Annotated in this window: 19 protein-coding genes; 11 read left to right on the top strand and 8 right to left on the bottom strand. The window is 51.8% G+C overall.

Going from position 1 to position 20,085, the window contains the following annotated elements:
* Positions 1–20: 20 nt before the first annotated feature.
* From HQ49_RS00965 to HQ49_RS00940, 6 genes are all read right to left on the bottom strand, one after another.
* Positions 21–1,322, bottom strand: a complete 1,302-nt coding sequence (locus HQ49_RS00965) for an NCS2 family permease (protein ID WP_039417895.1) — start codon at positions 1,320–1,322, stop codon at positions 21–23.
* A 20-nt stretch (positions 1,323–1,342) separates the two neighbouring features.
* Positions 1,343–2,065 carry a nucleoside-specific channel-forming Tsx family protein gene (locus HQ49_RS00960; protein ID WP_018964595.1) on the bottom strand — a complete coding sequence of 241 codons (723 nt, stop codon included), beginning with the start codon at positions 2,063–2,065 and terminating at the stop codon, positions 1,343–1,345.
* 114 nt (positions 2,066–2,179) lie between these two features.
* Positions 2,180–4,909 (bottom strand): calcium-translocating P-type ATPase, PMCA-type, encoded by a 2,730-nt coding sequence (locus tag HQ49_RS00955; protein ID WP_039417894.1) that lies wholly within the window; start codon positions 4,907–4,909, stop codon positions 2,180–2,182.
* Between the two features lie 652 nt (positions 4,910–5,561).
* Positions 5,562–6,890, bottom strand: a complete 1,329-nt coding sequence (locus HQ49_RS00950; protein ID WP_039417893.1) for an ABC transporter permease — start codon at positions 6,888–6,890, stop codon at positions 5,562–5,564.
* Between the two features lie 4 nt (positions 6,891–6,894).
* Positions 6,895–7,851, bottom strand: coding sequence for an ABC transporter ATP-binding protein (locus tag HQ49_RS00945; protein ID WP_018964599.1), 957 nt, complete (start codon positions 7,849–7,851; stop codon positions 6,895–6,897).
* A 2-nt stretch (positions 7,852–7,853) separates the two neighbouring features.
* Entirely contained in the window at positions 7,854–8,327 is a 474-nt protein-coding gene (locus HQ49_RS00940; protein ID WP_039417891.1) for a type I restriction enzyme HsdR N-terminal domain-containing protein, read from the bottom strand.
* A 68-nt stretch (positions 8,328–8,395) separates the two neighbouring features.
* On the opposite strand from HQ49_RS00940, the gene HQ49_RS00935 reads away from it, so the two are divergent.
* Positions 8,396–9,172, top strand: a complete 777-nt coding sequence (locus tag HQ49_RS00935) for an AMP nucleosidase (protein WP_039417889.1) — start codon at positions 8,396–8,398, stop codon at positions 9,170–9,172.
* Positions 9,173–9,191: 19 nt separating this feature from the next.
* A complete protein-coding gene (gene holA, locus HQ49_RS00930) occupies positions 9,192–10,199 on the top strand; it encodes a DNA polymerase III subunit delta (protein WP_039417887.1) in 1,008 nt (335 codons plus the stop codon).
* 273 nt (positions 10,200–10,472) lie between these two features.
* On the opposite strand, the gene HQ49_RS11080 is transcribed toward holA, so the two are convergent.
* A complete protein-coding gene (locus HQ49_RS11080) occupies positions 10,473–10,850 on the bottom strand; it encodes a hypothetical protein (protein WP_152569111.1) in 378 nt (125 codons plus the stop codon).
* On the bottom strand, positions 10,847–11,026 hold the full coding sequence (locus tag HQ49_RS11920; RefSeq protein ID WP_235290021.1) for a hypothetical protein: 180 nt from the start codon (positions 11,024–11,026) through the stop codon (positions 10,847–10,849). The genes HQ49_RS11080 and HQ49_RS11920 overlap by 4 nt, the downstream gene beginning before the upstream one ends.
* 1 nt (position 11,027) lies before the next feature.
* On the opposite strand from HQ49_RS11920, the gene HQ49_RS11075 reads away from it, so the two are divergent.
* The 9 genes from HQ49_RS11075 (at position 11,028) to HQ49_RS00885 (ending at position 20,077) form a co-directional block, all read left to right on the top strand.
* Entirely contained in the window at positions 11,028–11,222 is a 195-nt protein-coding gene (locus HQ49_RS11075) for a DUF1661 domain-containing protein (protein WP_235290018.1), read from the top strand.
* 128 nt (positions 11,223–11,350) lie between these two features.
* Positions 11,351–13,600: a TonB-dependent receptor gene (locus HQ49_RS00920; RefSeq protein ID WP_235290017.1), complete on the top strand. Its 2,250-nt coding sequence runs from the start codon at positions 11,351–11,353 to the stop codon at positions 13,598–13,600.
* A gap of 40 nt (positions 13,601–13,640) precedes the next feature.
* On the top strand, positions 13,641–14,006 hold the full coding sequence (locus HQ49_RS00915; RefSeq protein ID WP_052073401.1) for a heavy-metal-associated domain-containing protein: 366 nt from the start codon (positions 13,641–13,643) through the stop codon (positions 14,004–14,006).
* A 140-nt stretch (positions 14,007–14,146) separates the two neighbouring features.
* Positions 14,147–14,527: a glycine cleavage system protein GcvH gene (gcvH, locus tag HQ49_RS00910; protein WP_039417883.1), complete on the top strand. Its 381-nt coding sequence runs from the start codon at positions 14,147–14,149 to the stop codon at positions 14,525–14,527.
* Positions 14,528–15,034: a 5-(carboxyamino)imidazole ribonucleotide mutase gene (purE, locus tag HQ49_RS00905; protein ID WP_018964606.1), complete on the top strand. Its 507-nt coding sequence runs from the start codon at positions 14,528–14,530 to the stop codon at positions 15,032–15,034.
* 175 nt (positions 15,035–15,209) lie between these two features.
* On the top strand, positions 15,210–16,958 hold the full coding sequence (locus HQ49_RS00900; RefSeq protein ID WP_039417881.1) for a 4-hydroxy-3-methylbut-2-en-1-yl diphosphate synthase: 1,749 nt from the start codon (positions 15,210–15,212) through the stop codon (positions 16,956–16,958).
* 57 nt (positions 16,959–17,015) lie between these two features.
* Positions 17,016–17,450, top strand: a complete 435-nt coding sequence (gene dut / locus HQ49_RS00895; protein ID WP_039417879.1) for a dUTP diphosphatase — start codon at positions 17,016–17,018, stop codon at positions 17,448–17,450.
* Between the two features lie 27 nt (positions 17,451–17,477).
* Positions 17,478–19,217: a tetratricopeptide repeat protein gene (locus tag HQ49_RS00890; protein ID WP_039417878.1), complete on the top strand. Its 1,740-nt coding sequence runs from the start codon at positions 17,478–17,480 to the stop codon at positions 19,215–19,217.
* Entirely contained in the window at positions 19,214–20,077 is an 864-nt protein-coding gene (locus HQ49_RS00885; RefSeq protein ID WP_235290016.1) for a DUF4292 domain-containing protein, read from the top strand. The genes HQ49_RS00890 and HQ49_RS00885 overlap by 4 nt, the downstream gene beginning before the upstream one ends.
* Positions 20,078–20,085 lie beyond the last annotated feature (8 nt).

The raw sequence follows: 20,085 nt of genomic DNA, 5'->3' as shown, positions 1-20,085 counted from the left end.
TATTTGAAATCGATTATTCGTCATGCAAAGGCATAACGCAGGATGAAAAGAACAGCCAGAATGTAAAGAGGCAGGGATATGCTGCGGTATTGTCCGGATAAGAGTTTGACAAAGACGAATGCCAGCATTCCCAAGGCCATTCCCTCAGCGATAGAGTAGGTGAGCACCATTGTCAGCAGCGTGATGAAGACAGGGAAAGTCTCGGACAAGTCGGACAAGTCGATCATCGAAATGGATCCGAGCATAAATACTCCTACCATCACAAGAGCACCGGTCGTGGCTGCACCCGGGACAAGGAGAAACAGGGGCGACAGAAAAAGTGCCAACAGGAAAAGGCTGCCCGTAACCAATGCCGTCAAACCCGTCCGTCCTCCTTCGGCAATGCCCGATCCGCTCTCCACATAGGTAGTTACCGTGGAAGTACCCAGTATGGCACCGAGGCTTGTGCCGATGGCATCGGCCATCATGGCCTGCTTGATATTCTTGACATTCCCTTTCTCGTCCATCATTTCGGTCTTGGCGGCTGCTCCGATCAGTGTGCCGATCGTATTGAAAATATCCATGAATACGAGAGCGAATATCGTCATAGCCATATCGAACGAAAGGAGAGGGGCGAAATCCATTTGCAGGAAAGTGGGGCTCAGGCTCTGCGGAGAGGAGATAGGGGCAAATCCTTCGGGAATGGCCGTCACTCCCAACGGAATACCGACGATCGTACAAATGGCGATACTGTAGAACAAAGCTCCTCGCACCTTACGAACGACCAGAGCTGCGCTGAGGATGATACCGAGGACGGCCAGCAGGAATATCGGAGTGAAAGGTCCGAGAGCGACCAGTGTAGCCGAATGGGCTACGATAATACCGGCGTTCTTCAGTCCGATGAAAGCGATAAACATGCCGATACCTGCCGAGATGGCGTAGCGCAGATTGTAGGGAATGCAATCGACGATCTTCTCGCGTATATTGAATGCCGTCAGCAGGATGAAGACGATCCCTTCCACAAAGACGGCGGCCAGTGCAGTCTGCCAAGAATAGCCCATGCCTTGAACCAAAGTGAAAGCGAAGAACGCGTTGATCCCCATGCTCGGAGCTTGAGCGAAGGGCAGCTTGGCCAAGAACGCAATCAGCAGCGTAGCCACAGCCGAAGAAAGTGCCGTGGCTGTGAATACGGCACCTTTGTCCATCCCGGCTGCGGCAAGAATATCGGGGTTCACTGCCAAGATGTAGCTCATGGTCAGGAAAGTGGTCACCCCTGCAATAAACTCCGTTCGGACGGAGTGTTTCTCGGGATTGAACCCGAGAATGGATTGCCATGTTTTCATCTTTTACTGAAGTGTTCCGTTCAGTTGAAAGTCCATTTCACGGCAAGGGTAGGGATGCAGGTGAATTTGTCCATGCGAGCGAAATTCCTGCTGATTTCCATCTCTGTTCCTATGCTGAGGTTGAAATCCTTGTCAATGCCTTTGATGCGATTGAGGTTGAGCCAGAACTGCGGTTCGGACAGGAATACGAACTTATCTCCTTCTTTGAGGACAGGGCCTCCGATCAGTTCCCTTTGGGGGAAGCCCCAGAGATCGAGGAAGCCGTTGAAGGTAAGCAGACCATCCAGAAAGTGCATGTACCAAGTGCCGGTGATCTGATAGGTATGGAAGTCGTGCGCACCCAGATGCTTGTACATGGGTGTGATCGTAAATCCACGTGTAAAGGAGGGATTGTTGTAAGTGTAGGTGGCACCGATCAGTGCATCGTGTCCGAAAGTAAAGCTTGAGGAGAGGCCTCCGTTATACTCCAAATGAATGGAGACGGGAGCTTGCCAAAACTTCAGTTCGCGCGAAATCTCCCAATAGGCCGACTGGATACCCTTGCCCGTGTAATCCATGTCGATGAAGAAGAAGGTGCTTCCCCATTTGTCGGGTGTGAAGTTTTCCACTGTGGTAGTCAGTTTAGGACGTCCATCCAGTTCGTCGTAGATGGAATGACCGAAATCGTAGTGCAACTGTACGTTTTGCGCGTTGGCACACAGGCCGAGGAGCAAGGCAGCTCCGGAAAGAATAGCTTTTTTCATTATTAGTGGATTATGAATGAGATGATTTGCAAAAGTAGGCAATATGCCCAAACGAAAAGACGGGTTGAGCCACTCCGGGAAAAGACTTCCCGGAGAGAAGAAGATGGTGTCGGATCATCGGCGGAATAAGAATCGTTCCAATTCGCGAAACCAGAGGATCAGACTCGTCGCGAGGATGATGAGAATCCAGTCCATCGGAGCAAGGGGCACTACGCGGAACATGCCTCCGCCAAAAGTCGTGATGATGATTTGTCCTATAAGAATCAGCAGGGCGATGAGAACGAAGTTGCGACATCTCCACAGTCGGTGCAGGGCACTCCGTCCTGTCATAAATGCTTTGGCGTTGAACATATTCCAGAACTGGAGGAAAACGAATATGGAGAAGAATGCACTCAGCTCGAAGTCGGAAAGGGCATTCTCCACAGACCGGAAGTCGAAGAGGGCAGCAGCCCACGCACCGAGATGGAAGTCCGTCATGCTGTTGAGTTCGGCATGTTTGAAGTATTGGATCAGGCTGAATAGCAGCAGGACGAATCCTCCGCCGAGTCCGAATATTCGTCGAGCCATCGGCGGGTTGATAATGGCATCATCCTGCCGGCGAGGTTGCTCCTTCATCACCCCCTTGTCGGGAGGGAGCGAAGCCAAGGCCAAGGCGGCAAAAGTATCCATGATGAGATTGACCCACAGCATTTGCGTCACGGTCAGGGGCGACTCCGTACCCAGAAATGCACCGATCAGAACGATGATACAGGCCACTACGTTGATGGTCATCTGAAAGAGGATGAAACGGCGGATATTCCGGTAGAGCGATCGTCCCCACATAACGGCCTTGGCGATGCTGCTGAAGGAATTGTCCAGAATGGTGATGTCGCTCGCCTCTTTGGCCACGGCAGTGCCATCGCCCATCGAGAGACCCACCTGTGCGCGGTTGAGTGCAGGAGCATCGTTCGTACCGTCGCCCGTCACGGCCACCACTTCGCCGGCTTCCTGTAGCAGGCGTACGAGCCTCTCCTTGTCCATCGGACGGGCGCGGGACATGATGCGCAGTTCGCCTATCCGGGGGCGTAGTTCCTCGTCGGTGAGGGCCGCGAAGTCCGAACCGGTGATCATATTCCGCTCCGTACAGCTTTCGTCCCACAGTCCTATTTGGCGACCGATCTCCCGGGCGGTGCCCGGTGTATCGCCCGTTACTATCTTCACCTGAATGCCGGCCTTCATACAGTCGCTGATCGCTTCGGAAACGTCGGAGCGAATGGGATCGGCTATGCCGACTATACCCATGAAGCGGAGGTCATGCACGTGGAGACGCCCATTGGCAAATACCTGCTCCTCGTCGGAGGACAGCTCCTTGTATGCAAATCCGATCGTACGCATCGCCTTGCTCTGATATTCGGCGAGCTTTCGGGCATAGGAGTCGGCTTTTTCTCCATCGGGCAAGGAGCAGAAGCCGAGCACGATCTCCGGTGCGCCTTTGACCCAGAGCACGGGCTTGCCGAGGGAAGCCGATCGGACTACCGTGGCCATGTATTTGCGTTCGGTAGAGAAGGTCAGTTGCAGGAGCACGGGGCAGGCCTCGCGAACGGTCAGATAGTTTATTCCCTTCTCTCGGAGCCATAGTAGCAAAGCTCCTTCGGTGGGGTTGCCGAGGGGACGTATCGCCTTTTCGTCCGAGCAGTCCAGATAGGCTGTGGAGTTGGCGGCCATGGCTTCGGCCAAGAGCGAAGAGTCGGCCTCATGCTCCGGCTCGAAGTATGTGTCTGCCACGGTCATGCGGTTTTGCGTCAGGGTTCCCGTCTTGTCCGTGCAGATGACGGTAGCAGCCCCCATGGTCTCGCAGGCATGCATCTTTCGTACCAGATTGTTGGTCTTCATCATACTGCGCATGCTGTAGGCCAGACTCAGCGTCACGCTCATGGGCAATCCTTCGGGAACGGCTACGACGATGACCGTGACGGCTATCATGATCTTATTGAGGAAGAAGGAGAGGGCATGCGCCCAGTCGAAGGGGCTGAATCCGCCGTTGGCAGCGTACATGACGATGCTGCCGATGAGCACCAAGGCTGCTATGCTGTAGCTGACCTTCGTGATCAGGCCGGCCAAATGGTCGAGCTGTCTGTTCAGAGGCGTCTGTACGCTGTCGTCCAGTTGGGCACCCTCGAACACCCGTCCATATTCTGTGGAGTCGCCCACCTTTTCCACCCTGAAAGTGCAGTGGCCGTCCAGAATGGTCGTGCCTCGGCAGATGTAATCGGAGGGGTAGGTGGCTTCCGTGTCGAAGTCCTGCCGGTCGGTGGTTTTGTTTACGACGGGTTCGCCCGTCAGGCTGGATTCGTCGATCTGTAGCGAGATAGCTTCGATGAGTTGGCCGTCGGCCGGGATTTGCTCTCCCGTTTCCAGAACGACCAGATCGCCTACGACGATTTCTTTTTTGAGCACCTGACAGATCATGCCGTTGCGATATACCTTATATAATATGCCTTCATTGACCTGATTCAGGATCTCGAACTCTTTTTCGGATTTCATCTCGAAGAAAAAGGCAACTCCCGTGGCCAATACGACGGCGAGCAACACCCCTGCCGGCTCCAAAAAGACGGAGACGCCCTCTCCGCCCGTGAAGTAGTGGTAACAAGCCACGGCAAACGAAAGCACCATGGCCACGAGCAGGATGATGATGATGGGATCTTTGAACTTCTCGAAAAACTTGCTCCAGAGCGATTCGCGCTCGGGGGGAGTCAGTTCGTTCGTGCCGTGGGTGGCTCGGCTATGTAAGACTTCGGCATCGGACAGTCCCCGATGCGAGGTGGAGAGGGCGGCCTTGTGGATTTCCTCGGTGGGCATATTCATAGGTGTTGTGTAAAAAGTTTTTCTTGACTCGTATGACGCGAAACGCAGAGTGCGATAATCGGAGACAAATGTACTTTTTCTTTAGCACGATTGCTTGCGTTTGCGGACGATGGCCGAGCGGAACCGTAGGATCAGGAACCGACCTCCGGGAGCTTTCATTCGGATTTTCACTCCCGATCGCAAATGAAAATGGTTGTTTGTCGAGTGGGGAAAGGGCTGTTCGGCGGGAAATCTGCATCTCGTCACCGGAAAACCCCGCCGCAACTTGCGGGAAGCCTTTTTGGCACGACAATGTCGTCCCGCAAGTTGCGGCAAGCTTTTTTGGTGCAACGATGTCGCCCCGCAAGTTGCGGCAAGCTATTTCGGTGCGAATTTGTCATCCCGCAACTTGCGGGGGCAAATTTCGTGTCCGAGATGCAGTTTGTCCGATGGGGAATCTGCATTTCCATGGCCGAGATGCAGATTCCCCACCGAACAATGGCATTTCCGCGGCCGAAACCATCGTTCGTATCTCTCCTTTTTGCGCCTTTGGCCGGATTCATACAAGAACAAACCCCAAACGACCTTTCGGGCGGCCGTTTGGGGTTCGTGTTTATGCTCGGTTCTTACAGTTGCAGGAGGATTCCCTTTCCCCCTTCCTATTGGCAGAGCCTTATTTGTAGTTTATCCAGCGGATGATCTCTTTGATCGATGGTTTCTTGCCGTACATGAGCACGCCCACGCGGTAGATCTTTGCCCCGATCCACGTCATCAATACGAAGCATCCGTACAGCAGGCCGATGCTTAGCAACTCCTGCCACAGCGGAACGTCGTAGGGCAACCGCACCATCATCACAAGGGGGGAGGTGAAGGGGATCAGCGAACACCAGAATGCGAGCGATCCTTCGGGATTGTTCATACTGCCGTAGGCGGCATAGAAGCCGAACATCAGGAGGATCATCACGGGCATCATGAACTGGCTGGTGTCTTCGTCGTTCGATACCATCGAGCCGATAACGGCGAAGATGGAGGAGTAGAGCAGGTAGCCGCCAATGAAGAAGACGAGGAACATGACGAACAGCTCTCCGAAGTTGATGCCGCCAATGATGTTCATCACTTCCTTCATCTCGGCAAAGTCCTCTGCGTTCATGGATGAAGCCATACCCGTTATGTCGGAAGCCTGCATCTGACTCAATGCCTCAGGGCTGTACAGATTGCCGAGGAAGGCGAATTGTGCTACCGTCAGCAGCAGTGCCGTGAGCACTCCCCAGCAGATGAGCTGCGTGAGGCCTACGAGACCGATGCCGATGATTTTGCCCATCATCAGGTCGAACGGCCGTGTAGAGGACACCATCACTTCCATGATCCGGTTCTTCTTCTCTTCCAACACGCCGGCCTGCACCATAGCCGCCAAAGTCATGATCAGGAAGAAGATGACGAACATCATCATCATGCTGATGCCCGAAGCCAATTCGCCCGATGTGCGTTCGTTGGTGCCGTCCTCGCCCCATTTATAGGTATGCACCGATAGCTCTATCTTGCTGTCGGCGAGGATCTGTTTGATGTTGGGGATGTTGTAGGATGCTATCTTTTTGTCGGAGAGATAGTCGGACAGGATCCCTGAGATATGATTGCTTACGGATGCCGGCAGTTGCTTGTAGCCGTATATGGCCACGGCGTTGGGATCCTCGAGCAAATCCTGACGGATTTCGAGGACGGCGTCGATGCCCGATTCGTCGGCTCCCATTTTCCTGTATTCCTCGGCAGTCTTCTCGGCATGGATGAATCGGAATTCGTCGTTGTCCTTGAATAGCTGCTCGTATTCACCCGTGCGGTCGGCAATGGCGATGGTCTTCATGTCGCCTCCGAGCTGTGCCAATACGATCGGCAAAGACACCATCCCCACGAACAGGATGGGCATCAGGATCGTCATCACGAGGAAGGATTTCTTCCGGACGCGAATCATGTATTCGCGTTGTATGATAGTGCTAATGTTGTTCATAATGTCAGTGTGTATCGGTTTCTTGTTGTGCTTGGATCGGATTCTCTTCCTCTATGCCGTGGCCTACGGTCTTAATGAATATGTCGTGCATGCTCGGGATCTCTTCGTAGAAGGACACGAGCCGTACCGACTCGGGCAGGTCGCGCACGAGATCGCGGTTGTGCGCCGAGGTTTCCTTGCGCACTCTCAGCTCCGTCATGGAACCCGGCAGCTCCGTTTTCTCCAGTATTTGGATCCGGCCGAGGTAGTCTGCCGGCAGTTCGCCTTCGACTACCATGCGGATGATGCCGAGGCTGTTCTCCCTGCGCACCTCGCGCACGGCTCCGTGGAGCACTACGCGCGATTTGTTGATCAGCGCGAAGTCGTCGCATACTTCTTCCACCGACTGCATGTTGTGCGTCGAGAAGATGACCGTGCGCTCCTTGCCGGCCAGCTCCAGTATCTCACGCTTCAGCAGGTCGGCATTGACCGGATCGAATCCGCTGAACGGTTCGTCGAATATGAGCAGTTCCGGTTCGTGAATGACGGTGCACACGAACTGCACCTTTTGCTGCATCCCCTTGGACAGCTCTTCCACTTTTTTGTTCCACCAGGGCATGATGTCGAACTTCTCGAACCAGTCGGTGAGTCGCTTGCGCGCTTCGTGCTTGTTCACTCCTTTGAGTTGCGCCAGATAGATGGCCTGCTCGCCCACTTTCATCTTGGGGTACAGCCCTCGCTCTTCGGGCAGATAGCCGATGCGGCGAACGTCCTCCGCCTGCATGGGACGGCCGTCGAAGATCACTTCGCCCTCGTCGGGAGCGGTGATGCGGTTGATGATACGTATCAGACTGGTCTTGCCGGCACCGTTAGGGCCGAGCAGACCGAAGACGCGCCCCTTCCGGACGCTTATGCTCACATCGTCCAGCGCAGTATGGGCTGCATACCGCTTGCGAATATGATTGGCTTCTAAAAATGGCATAATTATTGGTTTGATTGAATGATAGTTGTCAGTTCTTCATATGAGGGAATTTCGGGCAGGAATACGTAGCCGCTCTGTTCGTAATCCACCAGACAGGCTGCATGCTGCAATCCGTTGCTCAGCAGCAGGAGCGGTACGCGGAAGATGAAGTTGTAGCAGAGGATTTGATCCATCGTCTTCTGAGTCAGCGACACCGTCGGAGCCTTGTATTCGCAGAGAACGATCGGCCGCAGATTCGTGTCGTAGACGACCGTATCGCAGCGTTTCCTCCGCCGGTCTATTCGTAGCTGTGCTTCGTTGCGGATCAGATCGGCCGGGTATCCCAGCACATCGGTCAGATAGTGGACGAAGTGCTGGCGCACCCACTCCTCCGGTGTCAGAGCCACATAGCGACGCCGAATGCTGTCGAAAATGAGCATGGACTCATCTTCCTGGCGAATACGATGTTCGTAAGGGGGGAGGTTTAGCTGAATCATCCTATCTTTGTTTCGCTCGGGAATCTTAGAATTTTCGGAACGAGCGTTACAAATATAGGTCTGTTTTTATGAAAACGAAGCAAGAGATAGTTGAGAACTGGTTGCCGCGATATACGCAGAGGCAGCTCGCCGATTTCGAACCGTACATCCTGCTGACGAACTTTTCGCACTATCTGCATGTCTTCGCCGAGCACTACGGGGTACCTATCGTCGGAGAACATACCTCCATGCCGAATGCTTCGGCCGAAGGCGTCACCCTCATCAACTTCGGCATGGGTAGTGCCAATGCGGCTATCATCATGGACTTGCTCTGGGCTATACACCCCAAGGCTGTGATCTTTCTCGGCAAATGCGGAGGCCTGAAACTGGAAAATGCTTTGGGCGATTACCTCCTGCCCATAGCCGCCATACGCGGCGAGGGTACGTCCAACGACTATCTGCCCGAGGAGGTGCCCTCTCTGCCTTCCTTTTCTGTACTGCGCGCCATTTCGTCAGCCATTCAGAACAAAGGCAAGGACTACTGGACAGGTACGGTCTATACCACGAACCGGCGGGTGTGGGAGCACGATGAGAAGTTCAAGGACTATCTGCGCAGTACGCATGCAAGCGGCGTGGATATGGAGACGGCTACGCTCATGACCGTAGGATTTGCCAACAAGATTCCGATGGGAGCCTTGCTTCTGATTTCCGACAGACCTATGTTTCCCGAAGGTGTCAAGACGGAAGAGAGCGATCGGCTCGTGACGGACAACTTCGCCGAAGAGCATCTGATGCTCGGTATCGATGCTCTCGAAATCATTCGGGAGAACAAATCTTCCATCAAGCATATTCGCTTCAACTGGTAACACTTCCCCCTTCCTCTCCATGGCCTCCTATTCCGATATTGTCGATTCCGTACGCAAGCGTCACTTCTCGCCCCTCTATCTGCTGGCCGGCGAAGAACCCTTCTATATAGACGAGCTGACCACTCTGCTGGAGACGTATGTGGTGCCGGCTGATGAGTGGGACTTCAACAGGGTTATCCTCTACGGCGACAAAACTTCCGTAGCCGATATAGCCAACGAAGCGCGCCGTTTCCCGATGATGGGACAGAGGCAGTTGATCGTCGTCCGGGAGGCGCAGTTAGTGGACAATATCGACTCCCTCGAAGCGCATTATGGCACCTTCCCCGATACTACGGTTCTGGTCATCGCCTATAAGAAGAAACCGGATAAGCGAAAGGCTTTCTACTCCAAGGCTGAAAAGGTGGGCCAAGTATTCGTCTCCGAGACCATACCGGACTATAAGATGCCGGACTTCATCCTGTCGGCTGCTGCCGGCAAGAAGCTGACCGTATCGCCCGAAGTGGCACATATGCTGGCCGATTACCTCGGCAATGATCTGGAGAAGCTGATGAATGAGTTGGACAAGCTCGTTCTCATAACACAAGACAGTAGGGGAGTGGTCACGCCCGAGATCGTGGAGCAGCATATCGGAGTGAGCAAATCCTTCAACAACTTCGAACTGCTTCGTGCCATAGTCAATCGCGAAACGAGCAAAGCCTTTCGTATCGCCCACTACTTTGCCCGGAATGAAAAGGAACACCCCATACAGGCCACTCTGCCCGTACTCTTCAACTATTTCAGCAACCTGATGATCGCTTGCTACCTGCCACAGAAAAATCCCGATGCCGTCATGAAAGCATTGTCGATACGCAATTTCCAAGTGCGCGACTATATGACAGGGCTGAAGATGTATTCGACGAGGAAGGTTTTCGACATTATACACGAGATTCGGATGACAGATGCTCGCAGCAAGGGGGTGGATACGACCGCCACGTTTGCCGGTAGCGGCGATTTGCTTCGGGAGCTACTCCATTTCATCTTCCATTGATCCTGCGGTCGGGGATTAAGACCTTTTTCCTTTTGCCAATATCCTACCGATACGAATCCGGAAAACAGTAACAGACGTATTGCACATTAGTTTTATATATTTGTAGGGATTAAATGATTTTCCGGCAGTTATGCGTATGCTGCACATGAGATCAGGCCGAAGAATTGTAGCATCTTTCTTATCCATGCTTATAGTTCTTTTCGGGGCGGGCTTCGAAACGATAGAAGCCTGCTGCAGGTCTTTTTGTCAAGTGCCGACCATATATTTGTCCGATCAGGGATGCATGGAGCATACGGAGTCCGAGTCCGAATCCGCATCGGATTGCTGCCGGACGGCATGTGAATGCTGCGATTCCCATGCTGATAAGTCCGAGTCCGAGGGCGGCTGCACTCCCACGATCGTCCACCACTGTTTAGACCGATACACACCGGCTGTGCGGCATAGTCTCCCACCGGTATTCGTGGCCACATATTCTATTTCAGCCTTGTGCTCCTTTCTCCCTGTTCCGATCGAAGCAACCTCTGCTCCGTTGCTATCAGGCTGTTCGCCACCGCTTCCGGCCAAAGACGGGCGTGCTACGTTAGGGAACTCCTGCATTCTTATTATTTGATTTCCATCCGGCTCTTTCGGCTGCCGGACAGATCTTGTCATACCCCTTTGCTTTCACACAAAGAGTGTATCCGGAATGGACAGCCATTAGTTCCTGACGCCGGACTCTTATATGTGACAAGGAGGCAAATGGGATAGAATCCTAATGACCGCTCTGTTTGTGCGCCGGAATTTTCCTGTTTGGTACTCCCAAAAACGTGGCGCGAAAACTTTTTGATTGTGGCGCGAGAAGCAAAAAAATTACGCGCCGCAACGAAAAAATTCCAGCTCCACTTCTTTCAGGAAACTCAGACCGCAATCACAGAATTTTTGGGACGTATTGCCAAGGTCACGATAGGCAGATCGATCGCACGCTGCTATACGGTTGCGCTCACACTACCATATCCGATTGCTGCCGAACACCGTAGCTGTTGAATCAAATTTCAGCCCTTTCGAAAAAACGTCTAAAACAGGTCAAACGCGACATACAGTTTTTCTAACACCGAGACTACCATATTATCATTGCAATTATGTAAGTGGTCTCCCAAACGAAATCAATCTCAATGAACAAAAAGTATATCAGAAGATTCTTTTTCTTCCTTCCTCTTTTGCTCCTCTTTGCTATCGGAGTAGGAGCACAGGAGAATTCCAAACTCACCGGACGAGTAGTGGACGATATGAACGAACCCGTCACATTTGCCTCTGTCTTTTGGTTAGGAACGGATACACATACTGCCACGGGGGACGATGGCGGATTTTCCATTCATCGCTCCAAGCTCTCCAACCGTCTGGTCGTGAGCTGTGTCGGCTTCGTGCCGGATACTTTGGACATTGCTCCCGAAGCAAAAGAGGTGGCAGTGATGCTCCGATCCATAGTCATGGATGACGTCAAAGTATTGGGCTATCGGAAAGGACGATCCAGACCCCGACTCAGCATAGAGAACAAAGAACAGATCAATGCCGGCGAACTGATCCGTGCGGCCTGCTGCAATTTGGGGGAAAGTTTTACCACCAATCCGTCCGTGGATGTCTCCACAACGGATGCAGCCACCGGCACGAAACAAATCAGACTTCTCGGACTGAGTGGCAAATACGTACAGATGCAGACGGAGAACTATCCCAACTTTCGAGGTATATCCGCACCTTTCTCTTTGGGTTATATACCGGGTACATGGATAGAAAGCATACAGGTGTCCAAAGGTGCAGCCTCGGTGAAGAACGGGTTTGAGTCCATGACCGGCCAGATCAACGTGGAGTACAAGAAACCGAACACGGATCGCTACTTCGAGGGTAATGCCTATCTGGATCAGGGATTGCGAGGAGAGCTGAACCTCTTGGCGAACTCTCATATAGGAGATCGTTGGAGTACGGCTCTTCTTGCCCATATGGAAGACCGCTCCTTAGCTCACGACGGCAACCATGATTCGTTTATCGATATGCCGAAGCAGCGGCAGTACAACTTCATGAACCGATGGACTTACAAGTCCGATAGGCTTATCATCCAAAGCGGACTCCTCTATTTGTACGAGAATCGACGCTCAGGCCAGTACGGACACCATGCCGACGCCCTCTCCGATCCGTATCGGATAAATATCAAGACGCACCGAGGAGAAGCATTCGGCAAGGTGGCTTATATATTGGATCGGGAGCATGGTACCAACGTTGCTCTGATCATGAATGCCTCAGGGCAACAGTTGGACGCAAACTATGGTCTGAAGATACTCGATGTAAGGCAGGACAATCTGTATGCCTCGCTCCTGTTCGAAATGCAATTCGATCCTCGACACACCTTTTCATCGGGGCTGAGCTGGCAATACGATCGTTATCGCCTTTCTTCCCAAACGGAGCAGCTTCCGAACATGGTACTGACCCAAGACAAGCATTTCGAATCCGTCCCCGGTGCTTATGTGCAGTACACCTATACACCCGTCGATAAACTGGTGCTGATGGGTGGTGTCAGAGCCGATTACAGCAGTATGCATGGCCTTTTCGTGACACCGCGCTTCCATATCCGTTACAGTCCCGTGTCGGCTGTTTCCATACGTTTGTCCGCAGGCAAAGGCTATCGCACTCATGGCATCCTCACGGAGAACAACCACCTCCTCGCTTCAGGAAGGAAGATGGTCATTCACCCCGAAACCGACAATCTGCAGGAGGAGTCGTGGAATTACGGTCTCAGTGCCGGATTCGATATTCCAATCTCCGATGGCAAGAAATTGGAGCTGAATGCCGAATACTACTATACGGATTTCGACAAGCGTGTAGTCATAGATATGGACAGGCATCCCCACGAACTCCATTTTTATCCGCTCTCCGGACGCTCTTTCTCCCATACATTTCAGTTCGACGCTTCATACACACTGTTGCGTGGATTGGATCTGATGGCTGCTTTCAGATACACGGATGTGCGGAATACCATCGGGGACAAATTGGTTACGGAGCCGCTTACCTCACGTTACAAAGGACTGCTTACTGCATCCTACAAGACTCCTCTGCGACTTTGGCAGGGCGATGTCACTCTTTCCCTCAACGGAGACGGACGCATGCCCGATCCGTACACTCTTGCCGATGGGACGCTTTCTTGGGACAAAACTTTCCCATCCTACCCGATGCTCAGCGCACAGATCACACGATTCTTTCCCCGATGGTCGATATATCTCGGTGGTGAGAATCTGACCGACTACCGCCAACCCAACCCTATTATCAGTGCCCACAATCCATGGAGCAAAGAGTTTGACTCTACCATGATATGGGGGCCGACCGAGGGGGTCATGGTATATATGGGTATTCGGTTCGATCTCTTTGATGACTAATCTCGGACTATCAGTATTCACACATAAAAATTCAATCAGTATGAGACACTTTGTTTTCACTCTCCTGCTTTTCCTTGCATATGCAGGAGCGGCATTGGCCAAAGACGTAGTCAGCGTTTGCGTATCTCCCACACCTCGCATGCACTGCGAATCGTGCGAAAAGAAAATCCGCAAAGCCCTACAATTCGAAAAGGGAATGAAAGACATCCGATTCGACATCGAGAAGAATGTCATCCTGTTGGTATTCGATCAGGACAAAACCTCCCTCGAAAAATTGGCTGCCAAACTCGAAAAGATCGGTTACAAAATCGAGGTTGTGGAAGAAGCCGAGGCTTCCGATGCGAAAACTTCTCTACATCCGACTGAGGCTTTGAGAGCTTCGCTTTTTCCCGTAGTAATTCGATAACATCGAACCGATAAAACCGAAGAATTTTTCTCGAACCAAAAGTTGCAAAAACTACGAACCGCAGTTCGCTGTACGAACGTAAACTTTGACTAACTTTGCAAAAGCATTTTTTCAAAACATAATCAACAAGAAAATTAGAAATGAAAACTCCTGCAGAACTGAAGTATTCTAAGGATCATGAGTGGACTCGCCAAGAAGGCGACGTTGTCTTCATCGGTATCACCGACTATGCTCAGGGCGAATTGGGCGAAATCGTCTATGTGGACGTTACTACCGAAGGCGAAACGCTAGAGGCTGATGAGGTTTTCGGATCGATCGAAGCTGTGAAGACTGTTTCCGACCTGATGATGCCTATCGCCGGCGAGGTATTGGAAGTGAACCCTGATCTGGAAGAGCAACCCGAACTCGTAAACAGCGATCCCTACGGTGCCGGTTGGATTATCAAGGTCAAGGCTGCCAATGCTGCCGACTTCGACAACCTTCTGAGTGCTGCCGAATACGAAAAGCTGATAGCTCAATAAATGCAGCCTTTGGTAAGCATCATCATGGGCAGTACTTCCGATCTGCCCATTATGGAGAAAGCCGCCAAAATGCTCGATGAAATGCAGATTCCATTCGAGATGTTGGCACTTTCGGCCCATCGCACTCCGGCTGAAGTAGAGGCTTTCGCTCACGGAGCCAAGGCTCGCGGTATCAAGGTAATTATCGCTGCTGCCGGCATGGCTGCTCATTTGTGTGGCGTGATTGCTTCCATGACGTCTATTCCGGTAATAGGTGTGCCCATCAATGCCACTCTCGATGGAATGGATGCTCTGTTGGCTATCGTTCAGATGCCTCCGGGCATCCCCGTTGCTACAGTGGGGATCAATGCCGCCCAGAATGCAGCTCTTCTGGCCGTCCAGATGATGGCTACCGGCGATGAAGCTCTCTATGCCCGACTGGAGGCCTATAAGGAGTCGCTCAAAGAAAAAGTCGTAAAGGCCAATCGCGAGCTGGCAGAGGTGAAGTATAACTTCAAAACGAATTAAAGCCCTGTCCTGCCCCGTCGGTCTTCGACACAAAAAAGAGATCGGCAGTCTATAGCCGTGGCTTATTTATGAGCCGCTATCGGCTGTAGTCTGCCTTTCTTTTTTCTCTATCATCTTTTCGAAGTAGGGGTGTCGTTCCCGATCGAATCGACAACCCCAAGAATATAGCAAGACTATGCCCGATCTGTTCGGATATAAAAGACGCAAGACCTCCGTAGCCCGAATAGGTGATACGCCTCTCGGTGGAGATTTTCCCATTCGCATACAGTCCATGGCCAATGTGTCCACCATGGACACGCAGGCATCTGTCGATCAGGCTGCCCGAATCATAGATGCAGGGGCTGATTATGTCCGCTTTACGGCTCAGGGTGTACGCGAAGCGGCCAATCTTCGGCATATCCATGCCGGGCTATGCCGTTTGGGCTATCACACACCATTGGTGGCAGATATTCACTTTAATCCTAAAGCTGCGGAAGAAGCTCTGCTGCATGTGGAGAAGGTGCGCATCAATCCGGGCAATTTCGTGGAGATGAAGTCCGGGAGCAATCTGACCGAAGAGGAAGCTTTCGATCTGGGACATAAGGCTGTGAGAGAACGTTTCGGCTCTTTCGTGGAAGATGCCAAACGATTAGGGCGAGCTATCCGCATCGGAGTCAATCACGGCTCTCTGTCCGAACGTATGCTTACGCGCTATGGCGATACAGCCGAAGGCATGGTACAAAGCTGCATGGAGTACCTCGATGTATGCCGCGAACATGAGTTCGACGATGTGGTGATCTCGATGAAAGCATCGAATACTTTGGTTATGACAGCGGCTGTACGCCTTCTTGTGGAACGAATGGATACCGCAGGTATGCACTATCCGCTTCACATCGGTGTCACCGAGGCAGGCGATGGTGAGGATGGGCGAATCAAGAGTGCTGTCGGCATAGGTTCGCTTTTGGCTGATGGCATAGGCGATACCATTCGTGTGTCACTGAGTGAGGATCCGGAGTGTGAGATTCCGGTAGCTCGCAAACTGGTTGCCTATATAGAGAAGCGTAACGGCCACCCGTCGATAGCCGTTCCTCAACCGGATCGTTACGACCGGGACAAACTCCGACGCCAAGAAACACATGCAGTCGGGGGCTTTATCGGGAGTAAGCATATTCCGATTGTCATATCGGACCGCAGGCATGGAGATGATCATTTCGATACCGAACTCTTGCCTGACATCGTACTCCGAGCCGATGGTCGTCGGTATTATCGTGGGGATATGTTGCCGGAAAATATCGTTTTTCGTTCCATCCGGCCGGATGATATGACGGACGAATGTGTACAAACCATTGACGCAAATCCTGATACAGTTATCTTGCTTGAATCCGTAGGTATCAATCCCGTAGCCGAATGGCGTGCAATGCTTCATCGTTTGGAGCTGGCAGGATGTCGATGCCCCGTTATCCTGCACCGCAGGTATGACTGCACCGACTTGGAAGATCTCCAGATTCAAGCATCGGCCGATATGGGGACCATACTCCTCGAAGGGCGAGGCAATGGGATTATGATTACTGCCGACAAGCTGCCTTCGGCCGCTGTGGATCGCCTGGCTTTCGGGATTTTGCAGGCTACAAGGCTACGCATGAGTCGGACGGAATACATCAGCTGCCCGGGCTGTGGCCGTACATTGTACAATTTGCAAGAAACCGTAGCCCGAATAAAAGCTGCAACAGCTCATCTGAAAGAATTGAAGATAGGCATTATGGGCTGTATCGTCAATGGCCCCGGCGAAATGGCCGATGCCGACTATGGCTATGTAGGAGCAGGCCCGGGACGAATCGATCTGTATAAGCAGAAGATGTGCGTTCGTCGTGGTATTCCTCAGGAGCAGGCCGTACAACAGCTTATCGAACTCATCAAAGAAAACGGAGACTGGAAAGAGCGTTAGTTTTTGGGAAGGACTATTTTTCTCAGTCGATCACTTTCCTCTCAAGAGACCCAAGCAATGAAAATCAAAATCATCAATCGCTCGCATCATCCCCTGCCGGCATACGCGACTTCGGCATCTGCCGGTATGGATCTGCGTGCATCCATCGAAGAACCTATTACGCTGTTGCCACTGGAACGCCGTCTCATCCCAACTGGTCTCTTCATCGAACTTCCGATAGGCTATGAAGCACAGATCCGCCCTCGGAGCGGATTGGCTCTCCGACACGGTATTACGCTGGTCAATAGCCCGGGGACTATCGATGCCGATTATCGCGGTGAGATAGGGATTATTATGATCAATCTCTCGAATACTCCTTTTACTATAGCAAATGGCGAACGGATTTGCCAGCTTGTTATCGCCAGACATGAACAGGCCGAATGGGTACTTACAGACGAATTGGCCGATACGGAACGAGGCGCAGGCGGCTTTGGTCATACAGGCAAAGAATAATTATCAATCTCCCTTCAACTACCACAGATGCGGATCCATTCTATCATCCTCCTGCTGTTTCTTTTGGCTATTTCTCCTGTAGCCGGAAGCACATCCACTGCAGACAGTACGGCATCTAAATTAGACCGATATTTCTATGAGGGTATCCGGCTACGAGAACAGGAGAATTATGCTGCAGCCTTCGACATCTTTCGTTATTGTCATCGGTTGAATCCCAACGATGCAGCTCTGTTATCGGAGTTGGGAAAACTCTATTTTGCCATCGGGCGTCAGGAGGAAGGAACGCGTTATTTGGAGCAAGCCTATCAGCTCTATCCCGACAACAAGAACTACGGCAATATATTGGGTGCCGTATACGAACGCCAAGGACGTGCCGATGATGCCGTCAGGCTTTACGAGGAGATGTCCGAACAATTCCCTTCCGAAGATGAACTTCGGTTCAAACTGGCCAATATGTATGTACAAGCCGGAGAGATAGACAAGGCCATATCCATATACAACCGTATGGAGGAGCAAAATGCTGTCAGTGCAGCAGATGCCTCCAACTATGCTGAGATTCGGGCACGTCTCTACCTGATGACCGGTCAGACCAACAAGGCTCTGAACGAACTTCGCCGTCTATGCAATCGCTTTCCGGAAGTAAATGAGTTTAGACTGAAGTATGCCGGTACTCTGCTCGACAGTGAGAAGTACGACGAAGCCTACGAGCAACTGCAACTGATAGCTCGGACGGATTCGACAAGTGGCTTGTACCATTTTGCTATGGCCAGCTATTACTTGGGAACAAACGAAAAAGAAGCAGCCATCAACGAAATGATCAAAGTAGCCGCAGACAAGGATGTGGCACCGGAGCAGAAGCTACCGATCATCCTGCGTTTTATCGGCACTGACACAGACGAAGAGGATGCACCGAAAAAAGAGTACAATATCCTGCTCGAAAAGATACTTGCCAGCCATCCCACAGAAGTGGATGTACGCCTTTTCTATGCCGAACTCTTGGAAATGCAGGGCGATTCTATCCATGCCATGGAGGTTTGCCGACCTATCACGGAATTTGCTCCTAAAGAAGAACGGGCATGGAAATTCATGCTGGGCAGAGCTGTTACCGGCCAGAACCATACCGAAGTCCACAGCATATCCGAACAAGCGCGACAGTATTTGCCGGGTGTGTCGCTATTTTACCTCTACGATGCCATTTCCTACTATATAGAGAAAAAAAGTTCGGAAGCCAAGCGCATACTGCAAGAAGCACTGGAGCATATCGATGCAGAGAAGGATCCCAACGGTCTATCGGATATTTATAGCCAATTAGGCGATCTGGCCTATGAAGAAAAAAAGCCCGAAGAAGCCTTTGCAAACTACGAAAAAGCGTTGGAGTTGAACCCACGCAATGTGGGAGTACTCAATAACTATGCGTATTTCTTGGCCAAAGAAGGCGGTGATCTGGCTAAAGCCGAAAGAATGGCAGCCCAATGCGTCAAGCTGGTGCCGGACAATGCGGTCTCACTCGACACTTACGGTTGGGTATTCTTTCTAAGAGAAAATTATACGTTGGCCAAACTCTACATAGAAAAAGCCTTAGGACTGACCGCAGACAACCCCGATGCCGATGTCGTAGAGCACCATGGCGATGTCCTCTATATGCTCGGAGAGAAGGAGGAAGCTTTGCAGGAATGGAAGCGGGCTAAAGAGATCGGTGGAGGAGGCAGTCCTATGCTGGACAAGAAAATAGAACAAGGAATATATATCCCTGAAAAGAAGAAATGATGCTCAGGAAGAAGTTTGGCCCCGTTGGGCTTGCATTTATCGTTGTTGTCTTTTTTGTGTCGTTGCTTGTCGCAGGGTGCATTTCCGCCCACACATTCGGCTCTATATCCGGTGCCGGCAGCGATATGGAAGTCAGTAGTCCTGCCGCTCTTTTTGCTAACATACAGGAGCACTATCCTCGACAGGACAGATTCAGTGCGACGGGTAAAGCTGTTCTCCGATTCGATCAAAAGGAGGTGAATACACGTATCGAGTTTACTCTCGTTCGCAATCGCGGTATCCGCCTTGTCGCTATGCCTTTTCCGTTGGTTGTAGCCGGACGAGCGTGGATCACGCCCGAAGGACTGACCGTAACGGATGCCATTAACAAACGTTACGTGACGGCCTCCTATTCGCAGCTTAGCGAACTTACCGGTATAGAGCTTTCTTATCGTGCCTTCGAATCGCTTTTCCTCGCACAGCTCTTCAAGGCTGATGGCACATCCGTAGTGGCATCCGATCTTTTGCTTTCGACCGGTGCTCAAAAAGGGCAATTGCTCTCCTATCAAGACCACCGACGGATGGAATACATATCCGAGATCGGCAACAACGGACGCCCCCTCTCCATGAGTATATACGACCCGTCCACCCTCTACCGACTTATTACTACCTATTCATCTTTCCGAGAGTATGGTGCCGAGAAGAACCTGCCTGCAAACCTCCTTTTGCAAGTGCTTCATTTGGGACAGGTCAAAGGCTCTCTTGCTCTCGACCTGCCTAAAATGAGATTCACAGATATCGATGAAACAGATGTAATCCCTCGCGTCAACACATCCACTTATGGCAGGATGACGCTGGAAGATCTGTCCGAGCTTTTCTAATCCATTTA

It is taken from the genome of Porphyromonas gulae (assembly GCF_000765945.1).
Taxonomy (GTDB): Bacteria; Bacteroidota; Bacteroidia; order Bacteroidales; family Porphyromonadaceae; genus Porphyromonas; species Porphyromonas gulae.
This window is presented reverse-complemented; position numbering and strand designations above follow the sequence as displayed.

What these genes read in the sequence shown, in the direction of transcription:
- HQ49_RS00965 (WP_039417895.1), bottom strand. Translation starts at nt 1,322, where the DNA reads ATGAAAACATGGCAATCCATTCTCGGGTTCAATCCCGAGAAACACTCC.
- HQ49_RS00960 (WP_018964595.1), bottom strand. Translation starts at nt 2,065, where the DNA reads ATGAAAAAAGCTATTCTTTCCGGAGCTGCCTTGCTCCTCGGCCTGTGT.
- HQ49_RS00955 (WP_039417894.1), bottom strand. Translation starts at nt 4,909, where the DNA reads ATGAATATGCCCACCGAGGAAATCCACAAGGCCGCCCTCTCCACCTCG.
- HQ49_RS00950 (WP_039417893.1), bottom strand. Translation starts at nt 6,890, where the DNA reads ATGAACAACATTAGCACTATCATACAACGCGAATACATGATTCGCGTC.
- HQ49_RS00945 (WP_018964599.1), bottom strand. Translation starts at nt 7,851, where the DNA reads ATGCCATTTTTAGAAGCCAATCATATTCGCAAGCGGTATGCAGCCCAT.
- HQ49_RS00940 (WP_039417891.1), bottom strand. Translation starts at nt 8,327, where the DNA reads ATGATTCAGCTAAACCTCCCCCCTTACGAACATCGTATTCGCCAGGAA.
- HQ49_RS00935 (WP_039417889.1), top strand. Translation starts at nt 8,396, where the DNA reads ATGAAAACGAAGCAAGAGATAGTTGAGAACTGGTTGCCGCGATATACG.
- holA (WP_039417887.1), top strand. Translation starts at nt 9,192, where the DNA reads ATGGCCTCCTATTCCGATATTGTCGATTCCGTACGCAAGCGTCACTTC.
- HQ49_RS11080 (WP_152569111.1), bottom strand. Translation starts at nt 10,850, where the DNA reads ATGACAAGATCTGTCCGGCAGCCGAAAGAGCCGGATGGAAATCAAATA.
- HQ49_RS00920 (WP_235290017.1), top strand. Translation starts at nt 11,351, where the DNA reads ATGAACAAAAAGTATATCAGAAGATTCTTTTTCTTCCTTCCTCTTTTG.
- HQ49_RS00915 (WP_052073401.1), top strand. Translation starts at nt 13,641, where the DNA reads ATGAGACACTTTGTTTTCACTCTCCTGCTTTTCCTTGCATATGCAGGA.
- gcvH (WP_039417883.1), top strand. Translation starts at nt 14,147, where the DNA reads ATGAAAACTCCTGCAGAACTGAAGTATTCTAAGGATCATGAGTGGACT.
- purE (WP_018964606.1), top strand. Translation starts at nt 14,528, where the DNA reads ATGCAGCCTTTGGTAAGCATCATCATGGGCAGTACTTCCGATCTGCCC.
- HQ49_RS00900 (WP_039417881.1), top strand. Translation starts at nt 15,210, where the DNA reads ATGCCCGATCTGTTCGGATATAAAAGACGCAAGACCTCCGTAGCCCGA.
- dut (WP_039417879.1), top strand. Translation starts at nt 17,016, where the DNA reads ATGAAAATCAAAATCATCAATCGCTCGCATCATCCCCTGCCGGCATAC.
- HQ49_RS00890 (WP_039417878.1), top strand. Translation starts at nt 17,478, where the DNA reads ATGCGGATCCATTCTATCATCCTCCTGCTGTTTCTTTTGGCTATTTCT.
- HQ49_RS00885 (WP_235290016.1), top strand. Translation starts at nt 19,214, where the DNA reads ATGATGCTCAGGAAGAAGTTTGGCCCCGTTGGGCTTGCATTTATCGTT.